Source organism: Amycolatopsis sp. 3B14 (assembly GCF_050958625.1).
GTDB classification, from domain to species: domain Bacteria; phylum Actinomycetota; class Actinomycetes; order Mycobacteriales; family Pseudonocardiaceae; genus Amycolatopsis_E; species Amycolatopsis_E thermoflava.
Genome location: NZ_JBHZEN010000023.1, coordinates 371105 through 385430, shown reverse-complemented (window position 1 = coordinate 385430; position 14326 = coordinate 371105). Strand labels below are relative to the sequence as shown.

Below are 14326 nucleotides of genomic sequence, written 5' to 3'. Positions count from 1 at the left end.
CCCCAGCCACCTCACGGACGAGGGCCCGGCCGGGCGAACGGGAACGCCAGGCTCTGCCGGATCGAGGCCCCGGTCAGCATCATGACCAGGCGGTCGATCCCGATGCCGAGCCCGCCGGTGGGCGGCATCCCGTGCTCGAGCGCCAGCAGGAAATCCTCGTCGAGTTCCATCGCCTCGATGTCGCCGCTGGCAGCCCGCAGCGACTGTGCCTCCAGGCGCCGGCGCTGCTCCAGCGGATCGGTCAGCTCGGTGTAGGCGGTGCCGATCTCCGCACCGAAAGCGATCAGGTCCCACCGTTCGGCGAGGCGGGGATCGCGGCGGTGGGCGCGCGTCAGCGGCGAGGTCTCGGCCGGGTAGTCGGTGTAGAACGTCGGCTCGACCGTGGCCGGTTCGACCAGGTGCTCGAACGCCTTCCCGACGAGGTCGCCGTGCCCCGCCCCGTCGTCGGCGGGCACCCCGGCCGCCCGGCACCAGCGGCGCAGATCGTCCGCCGAGGTGCCGGGAGTGACGGTCTCGCCGAGCGCACGGGACACCGCCTCGTACACGCCGACGACCGGCCAGTCGCCGGAGAGGTCGACCTCGCCCAGGTCCGGGCGGCGCGCCACCGGCGCGCCGTAGGCGGCGACGGCGGCGTCCTGGATCAGCGACCGCGCGAGCCCCCGCATCGTCTCGTAGTCGGCGTAGGCCTGGTAGGCCTCCAGCATCGTGAACTCGGGGTTGTGGGTGGCGTCCACCCCCTCGTTGCGGAAGTTGCGGTTGAGCTCGAACACCTTCTCCACACCGGCCACACACAGCCGTTTCAGGTAGAGCTCCGGCGCGATCCGCAGGTACATGCGCTGGTCGTAGGCGTTGATGTGGGTGACGAACGGCCGCGCGTTCGCCCCGCCGTGCACGGCCTGCAGCATCGGGGTCTCGACCTCGAGGAAACCGCCTGCCTGCAACCCGTCACGCACCGAGCGCACCACCGCGCTGCGCAACCGCAGCATGTCCGCCGCGGTCGGGTTGACGATCAGATCCAGGTACCGCTGCCGCACCCGCGTCTCCGGGTCGGTGAGGCCCTTCCGCTTGTCCGGCAACGGATGCAGGCACTTCGCCGTCACCGTCCAGTCCGACACCATCACCGACAGCTCGCCCCGCCGCGAAGTCATCACCTCGCCCGTCGCGCCGACGTGGTCGCCCAGATCGACCCCGTCCCGCCACAGTGGATCGTCGCCGAGGACCAGCTGGAGGTGGGAATCGCCGTCCTGGATTCGCGCGAAGCAGACGCCGCCGAGGTCCCGGATCGCCGTCACCCGTCCCGCGACGCGCACCTTGCGGCCGGTGTGGGTGTCCGGTGGGAGGGCGCCGAACTCGCCGCGCACCGCGGCGAGGGAGGTGTCGCGGTCGAAGCAGGCCGGGTAGGGGTCGATCCCCGACTCGCGCAGGCGGCCGAGCTTGGCGATCCGGACGCGCACCTGCTCGGGGCGGCGCACCGGGCGCGCCTGCGGGCGGACCGCCTCGATCTCGCGCAGGCGCGCCAGGAACGCCTCGTCGACGGCGTCGGAGGAGATGGCGCGGCGCCCCGCTCCCACACCCGCGGGCAGGAAACCCTCCAGCGCGCCGGCGACCAGGCCGATGCGGCCGAGCCGCCGCGCCGAGCTGTAGCAGAGGAAGCGCGGTTCCCAGTCCGGTCCGTATTTCGCGTTGGACCGGTACAGCGATTCGAGCTGGAAGAACCGGGACGCCAGGCCCAGCAGCGCGCGCCAGGCGCGCAGCACCGGCCCGGCGCCGATCCGCTCACCGGCGGCGAACACGGCGCGGAACATGGCGAAGTTCAGCGAGATGCGCTGCACGCCCAGCTCCCCGGCGGCCCGGACGAGTTGCACGATCAGGTACTCGTTGAGCCCGTTCTCGGCCTCGCGGTCGCGGCGCATCAGGTCCAGCGACAGCCCGCGCCGTCCCCACGGCACGAACGACAGCAGGCCGCGCAGGTTCCCCTGCGCGTCGAACGCCTCCACCATCACGCACCGGCCGTCCGCGGGGTCGCCGAGCCGGGACAGCGCCATCGAGAAGCCGCGTTCGGTCCGCGCGTCCCGCCACCGCTGGGCGTGCGCGAGGAGGTCGTCCATTTCGGACCGCGGGATGTCGGCGTGGCGGCGGATCCGCGCGGTGTACCCGGCGCGCTCGATGCGGCGCGCGGCCTGACGCACCGACCGGCGCTGCGGGCCGGCGAGGCTGAAATCGCGGACGTCGAGGACCGCCTCGTCGCCGAGCTCCAGCGCCTTCAGGCCCGCGCGCACGTAGGCCCGGGCGCCGCGTTCGCTCGCGCCCAGCACCCCGGTGGCCCAGCCGTAGGTGCGCGACTCGGCGAGCCAGGCGCCGATGGCCTGCGGCCAGGCGTCCGGATCGCCGACCGGGTCCGCGCTGGCGATGCTGGTCCCGCCCAGCACCCGGTAGGTCACCGCCGCCCGGCCGCTCGGGTCGAAGACGACAGACTTGTCCCGGCGGGTGGCGAAGTAGCCGAGCGAGTCGTCCTCGCCGTGCTCGGCCAGCAGGGCGCGCAGGCGCAGCTCGTCGTCGTCGGTGCGGCGCTGCTGTCCGCGCACGCCGCGGAAGAACACCCACATGGTCGCGACCGCGGAGAGCGTGGCGCCGACGTCGAGGAGGGCGTCGATCCAGGCCGGTCCTTCCCGCACGCCGAGCCGCCTGAGCTGGAGGAGCTCGCCGGTCGCGTGGTTGACCGCCCAGGCGAAGGCGTCGCCGAGACCGGTCAGGGTGCCGGGGAAGACGGCGAGCAGGCCCCAGCCGAGCAGGATCGTCGCGCCGAACCCGGCCAGCGCGACTCCCAGCGCGTGCTTCCACGCGCCCGGCGCCAGCCGCGCCGGGAAGGCCGGGCGCAGCGCCAGCAGCAGGGCGATCAGGGCGACCGCGGCGATCTCGGCGCCGGTCAGCGCCCACAGGGTGGCCGGCAGGTGCTCGGGCGCGCGGCGCGGCAGCACCAGCACGTGCGGTGCCCACAGCAGAACCATCTGGAACGCCACGTCCATGAGCAGCCCGGCGACCTGGAACAGGATGAGCGTGTTCAGCGCGGCGCGCTTGCGCCGCCGCAGTGCCGCCCCCAGCACGGCGAGGACGAGCGCGATGAAGATGTTCGCGTCGGCCGGGATGTTGATCAGGGAGAACAGCCCGACGGTCCAGCGGTAGAAGTCGTGGTTCCCGCCGGACACCAGCAGCGCCACCGACGCCGCCGCGCCGAGCTGGACGACGGTGGCGACCACACCGGCCGCCTTGGACCGCCACCGCGGCACGGGCCGTCGGATCACGGGGTCAGAGACTGGTGTCGGTGCCATGGAGTGCTCCGGGAGTTCCGGTGTCGGGCAGGGGCCATGCGGGGATGCCGCCCGCGTACTGCTGGACGTCACCCGGGCCGGACGCTGCGACGGGGTTGCCCAGCTGGGTGTCGAGCCAGTCCAGCACGGCGGGCAGCTCGGCGCGAACGGCGGCGAGGTTGTGGCCGGCGATCGGCAGCATCCAGGCGGTCAGTTCCGCCGGTGGCGTCGCGGCGGCCTGCAGGCGCCGCAGGGCGGCGCACTCGTCGCCCGCGGCGGCGTCCGCAGTGACGAGCAGCCGCAGCGGGGCCGGGTGGTCGCGCAGCACCGCGGAGACGTCGTTGGCGCGGCGCAGGTCCTCGCGCCCGTGGAACAGGTCGCCGGTCTCGGCGTCGTGGGGGGTGGCGTCGTAGCCGTTCATGCTGACCGCGCTCGCGTACCACTGCGGGTGCCGGGCCGCGAGGTCCAGCGCGCAGTAGCCACCCGAGGACCACCCAGCCGTGGCCCAGCCCTCGCGGTCGCCGCGGACCCGCAGGTGGTCGACCGCCCACGACCGCAGGTCGGCCGACAGGTAGGTGTCGTCGGCCGGCCCGCCCGCCGCGTCCACGCACTCCGAGTCGTGGGTCAGCCGCGGTTCTCCGTTGGGGTCGGGCACGATCACCACGACCGGGGGCAGCCGGTGGGCGGCGATCGCGTCGTCGAGCTGCCCGGGCAGGCCGTAGAGGGTGGCGACCTGGCGGGGCTCGCCCGGGAAGTGCGGGATCCACTCGACGACGGGGAACCGGAAGCCCGCCCAGTCCGGCGCGGTGTACACCGCGGGCAGGTAGACGTCGACGTCCCGGGTCGGTCCGGTGCGCTTGCCGGTCACGGTGAGGTGCACCAGCGACCCGAGCGCGTTGCCCGCACGAGCGCTCGCCGTGCCCAGTGCGCGCCCGAGGTCGCGCCCGTCCGGCCCGGCCTCGGCGACCGTGCCCTCGGCCGGGTCCGGCGAGGTGCCCAGCAACGACCCGAGCGTCGGGTAGAAGCTGCCCGCCGCGTTCACGGCCGATCCGCACGCGAGCACCACCGCCACCACCGCCACGACGGTGGTGGCGACCCGGCCGGCGACGCGACGGCGCCACCGGTCCCAGGCCCACGGCACCGCGGCGGCGCAGCCGAGCGCCACGACCGCCACGACGAGGACGAACAGGAGCGTGTCGATGCGGATCGTGGAGGCGTGCACGCGCTCAATCTAACCGCGTTCCACCCGGGTTCCGACGCCCCTACCAGGCAAGACAGCGTTCAGCGTCCACTCAGGAAGCCGGGCCTAGAGTGACCCGGAAGCGGTCTGGCCGCGGGCGTGAGGACCCCGTTCTCAGGGTCCGCACAGCATCCGCGGCGCACAGTGGGGCCGAGCCGACCCCGCCTCGAAGGAGATCGCCCGTGCCCCTGGGTTCCCCGGTCCTGGACGAACGGCGAGCCCGGACCGCGCCCCGACTGCCCCGGCGCGCCCGGGTGGCGGTCGCACTCGGACGGACGGCAGCCGGCGGATCCCGCCGCCTCGGGCTGGGAGCGGGCGGAGTCGTCGGCGGCCGGATCGCCGCCGCGGTGGACCCGGACGTGCTGCGCCATCTCGGCCGTCACCGCACCGTCGTCCTGGTGACCGGCACGAACGGCAAGACCACCACCGCGTCGATGCTGACCCGCATCCTGGAGCCGCTGGGCGCGGTCGCGGCGAACCGCGACGGCGCGAACATGCCGGACGGGGTGATCACGGCCCTGGTGGACCGTCCGGACGCGCCGCTCGCGGTCCTGGAGGTCGACGAGAACTACGTGGCCGAGGTGGCGCAGCGGCTGCGGCCGGCGTGCCTGGTGCTGCTCAACCTCAGCCGCGACCAGCTCGACCGCGTCGGCGAGGTGCGGACGGTCGAGCGCGGCCTGCGGGAGGCCATCGGGGCGCTGCCGGGCACCGCCGTGGTGGCCAACTGCGACGACCCGCTGGCCACCTCCGCCGCGACGGCCTCGGCCCGGCCGGTCTGGGTGAGCACGGGCGGTTGCTGGACCGCGGACGCGCTCGCGTGTGGACGGTGCGGACGGCCGATCCACCACGACGGTCCCGCCTGGCGCTGCCGGTGCGGGCTCGCGCGGCCGCGCCCGGACTGGGTGCTCGCCGGCGACCGGGCCGTGGACGCCGGGGGCCGGACGGTTCCGCTGGAGCTCCGGCTGCCGGGCCGGGCCAACGCGTCGAACGCGGTCATGGCCGTCGCGGCGGCCGCGCTGCTGGGCGTGGATCTCGGCGCGGCCGGTGCCCGCCTGGCCACGATCACCGAGGTCGCGGGGCGGTACCGGCGCACCGTCCTCGGCGGGCACCCGGTGCGGCTGCTGCTCGCGAAAAACCCCGCCGGGTGGCGCGAAACCCTGCCGCTGCTGGACGACCGGGCGCCGGTCGTCATCGCCGTCAACGGGCGCGAGGCGGACGGGCGCGACCTGTCGTGGCTGTGGGACGTGCCGTTCGAGCGGTTGCGCGGCCGCCCGGTGGTGGTGGCCGGGGAACGCGCGGCGGACCTGGCGGTGCGCCTGACCTACGCCGGTGTGGCGCACCTCCGGTGTCCCGACCCGGTGCGCGGCGTGGCCGCGCTCGATCCCGGCCCGGTCGAGCTGGTCGCGAACTACACCGCCTTCCGGCAACTGGCACCGCGGAGCGCCGATGGCTGACTCGGCGGTGCGGATCGGGCTCGTCCTGCCGGACGTGCTGGGCACCTACGGCGATTCGGGCAACGCGGTGGTCCTGCGCCAGCGCATGCGGTGGCGCGGCGTGCCGGCCGACGTCGTGGAGATCCACTACGGCGACCCGGTGCCGGACAGCCTCGACGTGTACCTGCTCGGCGGCGGGGAGGACGAGGGGCAGGAGCTGGCGGCCGACCATCTGCGCGAGCACGCGGGCCTGCGGCGAGCGGCCGCGCGGGGTGCGGTGGTGTTCGCGGTCTGCGCCGGGCTGCAGGTGCTGGGCACGTCGTTCCGCACCGGCGACGGCCGCCGCCACGACGGGCTCGGCCTGCTCGACGTGGTGACCGGCCCGGGGAAGCGGCGCGCGGTCGGCGAGATCGTCGTGGACACCCCCGCGGGACCGCTGACCGGGTTCGAGAACCACCTCGGGGTCACGACGGTGGGCCCCGGCAGCCGGCCACTGGGCCGGGTGCGCACGGGGACCGGGAACGGGGACGGCACCGACGGCGCGGTCACCGGTCACGTCCTCGCGACCTACCTGCACGGCCCGGCCCTGGCGCGCAATCCCGCGCTGGCCGATCTGCTCATCGGCTGGGTGACCGGTTCGCCGCCGGCGGACCTGCCGCTGCCCGAGGTGGACGAGCTGCGGCGGGAACGGCTGCGCGCCGCCCGTGGCGGGGCGCGGTGGTGACCGGCTTTCCCTACCCTGCTGGCATGGCGCACCTCCTGTCCCGTCTCGGTGTCCGCACCCGGACCACGGTGGTGGCGGTGGCCGTCGTCGCCGCGGCGATCGTGGTGGCGGGAGCCGGAGTCGTGCTGCTGCTGGGCTGGTCCCTGGAGAAGTCCACGACCGAGGACGCCCGCAGCGCGGGACACCAGGTCGTGCACGAGATCGCGCGGGAAGGGACCCGTGACCTGACCGGCGCCGACGTCGCGGGCAGCGGGGATTCGGCCTCGGTGCTGCAGGTCCTCGACGCGCAGGGGCGGGTGGTCACGGCGGACCCGGCGCTGGCCGGGCTGCCGCCCCTGACGCCGGTGCGGCCGGCGCCGGGGCACGAGATCGTGGAGACCGTGAGCGTGACGGTGAACGGGACCGGCGAGGACTACCGGCTCGTGTCGACCGGGGTGGCCGGTCCCGGCGGCCCCTACACCGTGGTGTCGGCGCGCTCGCTGGCGCCGGTGACCGAGGCGCTGACGCGCCTGTCGTTGCTCTTCGCCGCGGCGGCGCTGCCGTTGCTGGCGATCTCGGCGTTCACCGTGCACCGCGCGGTGGGCTCGGCGTTGCGCCCGGTGGAGCGGATGCGCCGCACGGTCTCCGAGATCACCACCCGGGACCTGGAACGCCGGGTGGAGCTGCCGCCCGGCCGCGACGAGGTGCACCGGCTCGCGGTGACACTGAACTCGATGCTGGACCGGCTGGCCTCCGCCCAGGGAGCACAGCGCAGGTTCGTCGCCGACGCCAGCCACGAGCTGCGGTCCCCGGTCAACACCATGGCCACCGCGCTCGAGGTCGCCGAGCACCACCCCGCCGCGATGAGCAAGGACGAGCTGGTCACCGTGGTGTCGCGGGAGACCAGCCGGCTGCGCGAACTGGTGGACGACCTGTTGCTGCTGGCGCGCACCGACGACGCGACGGACAACCCGCCCTCCGGCGAGGTCGACCTGGACGACCTCGCCCGCGCCGAGGCCGAACGGGCCCGCGCCACCGCCGGTGTGCGCGTGGAGATCCGCACCGAACCGGTGAAGGTCACCGGCAACGCCGCCCAGTTGCGCCGCGCGGTGCGCAACCTCGTCGACAACGCGTGCGAGCACGCGGCCGGCCGGATCAGGGTGCGCACCGCCACCGACGGCGACACCGCCGTGGTCTTGGTCAGCGATGACGGGCCCGGCGTGCCCGAGCGGGATCGGGAGCGGATCTTCGAGCGGTTCGTGCGGCGCGACGACGCCCGGCACCACGGCGCTCCCGGCAGCGGCGGATCGGCCGGGCTCGGGCTGGCCATCGTGGCGGGGATCGCCGGCCGGCACGGCGGCTGCGCGGAGTGCGTGGACAGCACCGATCCGGCCTACCCTGGCGCCGAGTTCCGCCTCCGGCTGCCACGAAGGAGGCAACCCTGATGCGCGTACTGGTCGTCGAGGACGAGCGGGCGTTCGCCGAGACCCTCCGCAAAGGGCTGACCGCGGAGGGGTTCTCGGCCGAGGTCGCGCACAGCGGGCCGGACGGGCTGTGGCTGGCGCGGGAGCAGCGCTTCGACGTCATCGTCCTGGACCTCATGCTGCCCGGGATGTCCGGGTACGAGGTCCTCAAGCGCCTGCGGCAGAACGAGATCTGGACGCCGGTGCTGGTGCTGACCGCGAAGGACGGCGAGTACGACGAGGCCGACGCGTTCGACCTCGGCGCCGACGACTACCTCACCAAGCCGTTCTCCTACGTCGTCCTGCTCGCCCGGTTGCGGGCCCTGCTGCGGCGCGGCGCGCCGGAACGGCCTGCCGTGCTCACCCTGGGCGACCTGCGGCTGGACCCGGCGGCCCGGACCGTGCACCGCGGGGACCGGGAGGTCGAGCTGACCGCGCGCGAGTTCGGGCTGCTGGAGTTCCTGCTGCGGCGGCGCGGGGAGGCGCTGAGCAAACGGGAAATCCTCACCCATGTGTGGGACGCCCACTACGACGGCGACGAGAACATCGTCGAGGTCTACATCGGCTACCTGCGCCGCAAACTCGGACCGGACCTTATCCACACTCTGCGGGGTGTCGGCTACCGGATGTCGGCGCCGTGACCACCGATGTGGTCGTCCCGGCCGACGTGGCCCGCTACTGCCGCGCCACGGGGCCGCTGGAGTCGCCGCTGATCTGGCTCGGTTTCGCGGCGGCGGCACTCGTCCTGGCCGGCCTCGCCGTCCGGTCGCGCCGGGCGCGCCGCCGGGCCGGGATCGCGGCGGTGTGCTGCGCGCTGCTGGCGGGCCTGACCGGGCTCAACACCTACGTCGGGTACATCCGCACCGGGCACGACCTGGCAGTGCTCCTCGATCGCGGCGGCGCGCCCGGCCGCGCCCTTGGCCGGCTGCTCGACGACGGCGGCGGCAGCTCGGCGGCCGGCGGCCGGGCCGTCCCCGCCGGCCAGAGCGCTCCCCTGCTCGACTCGTTCGACCTCGCCGACCCGGCCGACGGCATCCCCAGCGGCCGGACGTACGTGCTGCTGCCGCCGGGATACGCGAACTCGGGGCGGTCGTACCCGGTGGTCTACCTCGTGCACGGGTACCCGTTCGGGTCCGCGCAGGACTGGCTGACCGCGGGCGACGCACCCGGCGCGCTGGACCGGCTGTACCGGGATGCCGCGATCCCGCCGATGATCGTCGTGAGCGTCGACCTGACCGCCGGGCAGCCCGAGCGCGACTGGGAAGGGCTGGACGTCCCGGGCGGTCCGCGGCTGGAGACCTACCTGGCCGGTGTCGTGGTGCCCGCCGTCGACAGCCGCTACCGCACGATCCGGGACCGCGCGGACCGCGCACTGGGCGGCATGTCCGGCGGCGCGTTCGCCGCGCTGAACACCGGCCTGCATCACACCGGCGAGTTCGGGGTGCTGCTGCTGACCCTGCCCTACGACACACCCGGCGACATCCGGGCCGAGTTCCACGGCGACCGCGCGGCGATCGAGCGGAACACGCCACGCGACTACCTGCCCGGCATGGCCTTCCCCGATCCGGTCGCGGTGTTCCTGGCCGCCGGGTCGCACGACGGTGGCGACCTGGACCGGGCCCGGCACCTCGCCGGCCAGCTCACCGCCGACGGGCAGCGGGCCGTCGTGCACGTCGAACCCGGCCTGAGCCACACCTGGCGGACGGCGCGGGCGACCCTGCCGTACCTGCTGGTGTTCGCCGGCGACACCTTCCGCGCCGGCTGAGGATCAGCCGCCCAGCCGGGACACCAGCCACGGCAGCGCGTCCGCGAAGGCCTGGCGCCACAGGACGAAGTCGTGCCCGCCGCCGGGCACCACCACCAGCCGCGTCGTGATCCCCGCCCGGGCGGCCGCCGGCTCCAGGGTGCGGGCGGCGGCGAGCGGGTCGTCGTCGGCGTCACCGACCTCGAACCACCCGCCGAGCCCGGGGTAGCGCCGGTGGGCCAGCAGCCACGCCGGTTCGTGCGCCTCGAAGTCCACTGTGGAGCCGCCGAACAGCGCGGGGACCGTGTCGCCGAGGTCGTTGCCGTCCCCGGAGCGGGGCCCGGCCAGGCCGCTGAAGTCGGCGAAGGCGGCGAAGGTCTCCGGGTGCCGCAAGGCGAGCGTGAGCGCGCACGAGCCGCCTTCGGACAGCCCGGCGACCGCCCAGTGCGCGCCCGGCGGCTGGGCGAAGAACCGGCTGGTGACGAACGCGGGCACGTCCCGGGCCAGGTAGGTCTCGGCCCGCCCGGCCGGGCCGTCGACGCACTCGCTGTCGGCGTCGAACTCCCCGTTGATGTCGGGCATCACCACGATCGGCGCCCTGCCACCGTGGCCGGCGGCCCAGCTGTCCAGAGTGGTCGTCGCGTCGCCGCCGCCGGTCCAGTCCCCCGGCGCCCCGGGCGTGCCGTGGAGCAGCACCACGACGGGCAGCTTCGGGCGGGGACGCGCGAACCACGCGGGCGGGAGGTACACCTGGGCCGGGCGCGTGTCGAAATGCGACGCCGGTCCGGGGATCGTGATCGTGACGAGCCTCCCCGAACCGGGCACGCCGGACTGCCCGAGCTGCCGCAGTGACGCGGCGTCCCGCCCGGGCAGCCCGATCACCTGCCCCACCGTGAGGTAGTAGCCGTAGGAGGCGTTGACCACGGCGAGCACGTTCACGACGGCCAGCAGGAACGCGACGGCGGCCAGGGTGACGCGCGCCCAGCGCCGCCGCAGCCACCAGGCGAGCAGTCCGGCGCCCACGAGCGCGACCAGCAGCAAGACGCGGACCGGCCACCAGCCGGTCAGCGGCGTCTCCGCGAGAACGGTCACGAGGCGCCAATCTAGGCCGCGCACCGCCGCGGCGCACGGGATCACGAAGTCCCCGCGCTCAGCGTCCTCTCAGCCGCCCGCCACCGGACCGGCGCCGGCCTAGTGGATGCCGAGGGCGGCCAGGTTGTCGGCCGCCGGGTGCGCGGCTCCCGTGGGGCCGGCGGCGTAGGCCCGCAACAGCCGTTCCGTGATCGCGCGGATGGCCGCGCCCGCGGCCGCGTCGCCGCCGGACTGCGGGCAGCCCGGGTCGAGGCCGCAGATCCAGTACTGGGTGCCGGCGGAGAACACGGCCGCCCCGGAGGTGGTTGTGTAGTACGTCGTGTCCGCGAAGTCCGGTTTCCCGCCGCACGTCACCGGCGAGTGGAACAGGACCTCGATCGGGCGTGGCGTCGGCACCGCGAGGTCCACCCGCTCGTACTCATCGCCCACCAGACCGCGCAGGTGCTGTCCGGTGTGGACGATGCCGGCCAGCAGCCAGTTCTGCTCGGCGGCGGCCACCAGGTCGGCGTGCACCGGGTTGCACTGGTAGAAGTTGCCGAGCAGCACGCTTTCCGGCCTCGGGTACGGCGGCGAGCGCCACTCCGTGGTGGCCTCCAGCGGATCGGTCAGCCGGGCCGGATCCTCGCCGAACGACTTGTAGTCGATCTCGACGCGGTCCGGGCCGGTGGCCGACGGCGCGAACCGGATGTGCCGGTAGATCTCGTTGCCGCCCAGGAACGCCAGGTTCACGCCGCGGTCGCGGGCCGCGGTGACGTTCGCGCGCATCGCGCTCGACCAGTACTCGTCGTGGCCCAGGGTGATCACGGCGCGGGCGCCGTCGAGCAGGTGCGGATCGGCGTGCAGGTCCACGTCGGTCGCGTAGCCCAGCGGCAGCCCCAGGCTCTCGGCGAACCGCACCATCGGCAGCTCGAAGTACAGGAAATCGCCCGCGCCCCGCATGTCCCGCGCCTGGTAGGGCCGGTCGAACGAGACGGCGCGGGACCGTTGCGCCTTCCGGCCGCCCGGGGAGTCGTAGAGGCTGTAGCCGCCCCAGCGGTTGTAGGCCTGCCAGGTCGTGACGGCGTTGACGAGGACGATCCGGCCGGCGTTGGACGGGGTGCGCACGGTGAGCGGGACGTACTGCTGGGCCTGGTTGTCGCCGTCCAGGCGGAGCAGGTAGTCCCCCGGCGCCCAGCCCCGCGTCGGCACCTCCAGCGACGGCTGCCACGGCGCCACCACCGTGCTCGTCGGCGCCTGCACCACAGCCGGAGCCTGCACACGGCCCGGCACCGGGGTGGACTGCCACACGCGGAGCGCGTCCGAGCCGGCGTAGGCGCCCATGCGGAACGCGGTCACGGTGAACCGCGCGGCCGTGGTGCTCACGAACAACCGCACGGTGTCCCCGGGCAGCGCACTCGTGCGGTCGGCGTAGCCCTCGATCGCGTGCTCCGGACCGGGATGGGTGATCTCCCAGCCCGGCGTGCCCCGCTCGGCTCCCGGAGCGGGCGGCGCGGGTGTGGGCGCGACTGGCGGCGCAGGCGTGGGTGCGGTGCAGGCCGGCACGAGCAGCGCCAGCGCGGCGAGGGCGCAGGCGAGCCGGCCGGGCTTCACGACCGCCGCTCCAGACCGGTCGCCACGGCGGCGACCGCCATCACCGCGGCCAGCGTGACCAGCCCGGCGTCCAGCGACGACGTCACGGCCACCGCGCCCACCAGCAGCGGAGCCCCGGCGTCGCCGAGTTCGCGGCCGACCTCGGCGGCGCCCATGGTCTGGCCGAGGCGTTCCGGGGGCGTCGTCGCGGCCAGGTGGGCGAACCCGAGCGGGGTGGCGAGACCGACCCCGGCGCCGACGGCCACCGCCGCGCCGAGGACCCCGCCGATCCCGGGCACCAGCGCCGCGACCGCGAGCCCCGCCGCGGCCGCGGCGAGCCCGAGGGCCATGCCCGTGCCCGCTCGCAGCCGGCCCGCGTCGCGGGCGCGTCCGGCCCAGGGCTGGACCAGCGAGGAGCACACCGCCAGCACCGAGACCGCCGCCCCGGTCGCCAGCGGCCCGAGCCCGGCGGCCGCGCCGGTCACGGGGAGGAACCCGACGCCGACGGCCAACGCCCCGGTCGCCGCGGCGAGGGTCGCCGTGGGACGGAGGAAGTTCGCCTGTCCCAGCCGGCGGGCCAGGTCGAGCACCGTCTGGCGGGCGCGGGGCAACGGCGGCACCGCCGGGACGGCCAACGCCGCCCACAGCGCGGCCAGCACCGCCAGCCCCGCGAGAACGGCGAACAGCAGCGTGAACCCGCCGACGGTGATCAGCGCGCCGCCCAGCACCGGTCCGAGCGTGTAGCCGAGGCCCTTCCACGCGCCGTAACCCCCGAACGCCCGCCCCTGCCGCTTCGCCGGGGAGAGCCGGGCGACCAAGGCCCCGGCCGCGGGCGAGAACGCCGCGGCGGCGGCGCCCTGTCCCAGGCGCGTCAGCCCGACCAGCGCCGGGTTGCCCGCCACCACGAACGCGGCGGACGCGACCGCGAACGCCAGCAACCCACCCAGCAGCACCGGGCGCGGCCCGATGCGGTCGGCCAGCGACCCGAACACGGGTTTCAGCACGACCTCCGCCCCGTCGTAGACGGCGAGCAGCAGCCCGAGCGTGAGCAGGGAGGCGTGCTGGCCGTGGGTGTAGGCGCCCAGCCCGGCGGCGATGCTGTGCGCGCCGAAGGCGGTGACGAACCCGGCCGCATACAGGGGCCGCAACGCGCGCCGGTGGGTGGTGGTGCCGGTTCCGGTCATGCCGAGCCCTTCTGCGGGGCGGTCGTCAGCAGCGGCCGCAGCGGGGAGCGCTCGGCCAGGCGGAGCAGCCACTCCAGCGGCCGCCGCACCACCAGGTAGCCGGCCAGGCTCACCACCGCGCCCAGGACGAGCCCGGCGAGCACGTCCCCGGGGTAGTGCGCGGCGATGTACACCCGCGAGAAGGCCATCACGACCGCGGCCACCGCGGCGATCACGCCGAGGCTCCGGCGCACCAGGAACAGTCCTGCGGTCACCGCGCCCGCCATCACGGCGTGGTCGCTCGGGAAGGACGGGTCGGTACTGCGGTGCGCCAGCACGAGAACACCCGGCATCGCCGCGTAGGGCCGGGCCTCGCCGACCAGGTCGGCGACCGGCTGGTTCACGCCGAGCGCGGCGAGCATGCCCAGCGGGGTCCAGATCGCGGCGGCCATCGGCGGCACGGCCGCCTGCCCGCGGGCCGACCACCAGCCCGCCACCATCAGCGCCGCGAACACGACCAGCCCGTAGGCCGCATACCCCGCCACGACCGCGTGCAGCCAGGGCGTGCCACGGGCGAAGTCATTGACCCAGAGGAAGAGCTGGGTGTTCAC

The 14326-nt window shown here is 75.1% G+C and carries 11 protein-coding genes; 5 read left to right on the top strand and 6 right to left on the bottom strand.

Annotation, left to right across the window (positions count from 1 at the left end; translation table 11 throughout):
• Nucleotides 1-11: 11 nt before the first annotated feature.
• Together lysX and ACCP09_RS14730 are read right to left on the bottom strand one after the other, a co-directional pair.
• A complete protein-coding gene (lysX, locus tag ACCP09_RS14735; protein WP_433746928.1) occupies nucleotides 12-3329 on the bottom strand; it encodes a bifunctional lysylphosphatidylglycerol synthetase/lysine--tRNA ligase LysX in 3318 nt (1105 codons plus the stop codon).
• A complete protein-coding gene (locus ACCP09_RS14730; RefSeq protein WP_433746925.1) occupies nucleotides 3307-4530 on the bottom strand; it encodes an alpha/beta hydrolase-fold protein in 1224 nt (407 codons plus the stop codon). The genes lysX and ACCP09_RS14730 overlap by 23 nt, the downstream gene beginning before the upstream one ends.
• A gap of 200 nt (nucleotides 4531-4730) precedes the next feature.
• Between ACCP09_RS14730 and ACCP09_RS14725 the strand changes: the two genes are divergently transcribed.
• Genes ACCP09_RS14725 through ACCP09_RS14705 form a run of 5 tightly spaced genes read left to right on the top strand, consistent with a single transcriptional unit; the run spans nucleotide 4731 to nucleotide 9912 of the window.
• On the top strand, nucleotides 4731-6002 hold the full coding sequence (locus tag ACCP09_RS14725; RefSeq protein WP_433746923.1) for a MurT ligase domain-containing protein: 1272 nt from the start codon (nucleotides 4731-4733) through the stop codon (nucleotides 6000-6002).
• Complete coding sequence (locus ACCP09_RS14720; RefSeq protein ID WP_433746920.1) at nucleotides 5995-6705, top strand: type 1 glutamine amidotransferase; 711 nt, start codon at nucleotides 5995-5997, stop codon at nucleotides 6703-6705. The genes ACCP09_RS14725 and ACCP09_RS14720 overlap by 8 nt, the downstream gene beginning before the upstream one ends.
• 23 nt (nucleotides 6706-6728) lie before the next feature.
• Nucleotides 6729-8129, top strand: coding sequence for a sensor histidine kinase (locus tag ACCP09_RS14715; protein ID WP_433746917.1), 1401 nt, complete (start codon nucleotides 6729-6731; stop codon nucleotides 8127-8129).
• The gene (locus ACCP09_RS14710; protein ID WP_027929288.1) at nucleotides 8129-8788 is read left to right on the top strand and encodes a response regulator transcription factor; all 660 of its coding nucleotides are present in this window, start codon (nucleotides 8129-8131) and stop codon (nucleotides 8786-8788) included. The genes ACCP09_RS14715 and ACCP09_RS14710 overlap by 1 nt, the downstream gene beginning before the upstream one ends.
• Complete coding sequence (locus ACCP09_RS14705) at nucleotides 8785-9912, top strand: alpha/beta hydrolase (protein ID WP_433746914.1); 1128 nt, start codon at nucleotides 8785-8787, stop codon at nucleotides 9910-9912. Before ACCP09_RS14710 ends, ACCP09_RS14705 begins: the two co-directional genes overlap by 4 nt.
• A gap of 3 nt (nucleotides 9913-9915) precedes the next feature.
• Here the strand turns inward: ACCP09_RS14705 and ACCP09_RS14700 are convergent, their stop codons facing one another.
• The 4 genes from ACCP09_RS14700 to ACCP09_RS14685 form a co-directional block, all read right to left on the bottom strand.
• Nucleotides 9916-10983 (bottom strand): alpha/beta hydrolase, encoded by a 1068-nt coding sequence (locus ACCP09_RS14700; protein ID WP_433746911.1) that lies wholly within the window; start codon nucleotides 10981-10983, stop codon nucleotides 9916-9918.
• Nucleotides 10984-11082: 99 nt separating this feature from the next.
• Nucleotides 11083-12573 carry a N,N-dimethylformamidase beta subunit family domain-containing protein gene (locus ACCP09_RS14695; protein ID WP_433746909.1) on the bottom strand — a complete coding sequence of 497 codons (1491 nt, stop codon included), beginning with the start codon at nucleotides 12571-12573 and terminating at the stop codon, nucleotides 11083-11085.
• Nucleotides 12570-13736: an MFS transporter gene (locus ACCP09_RS14690; RefSeq protein WP_433746906.1), complete on the bottom strand. Its 1167-nt coding sequence runs from the start codon at nucleotides 13734-13736 to the stop codon at nucleotides 12570-12572. Before ACCP09_RS14690 ends, ACCP09_RS14695 begins: the two co-directional genes overlap by 4 nt.
• Nucleotides 13733-14326: a phosphatase PAP2 family protein gene (locus ACCP09_RS14685; RefSeq protein WP_433746903.1), complete on the bottom strand. Its 594-nt coding sequence runs from the start codon at nucleotides 14324-14326 to the stop codon at nucleotides 13733-13735. Before ACCP09_RS14685 ends, ACCP09_RS14690 begins: the two co-directional genes overlap by 4 nt.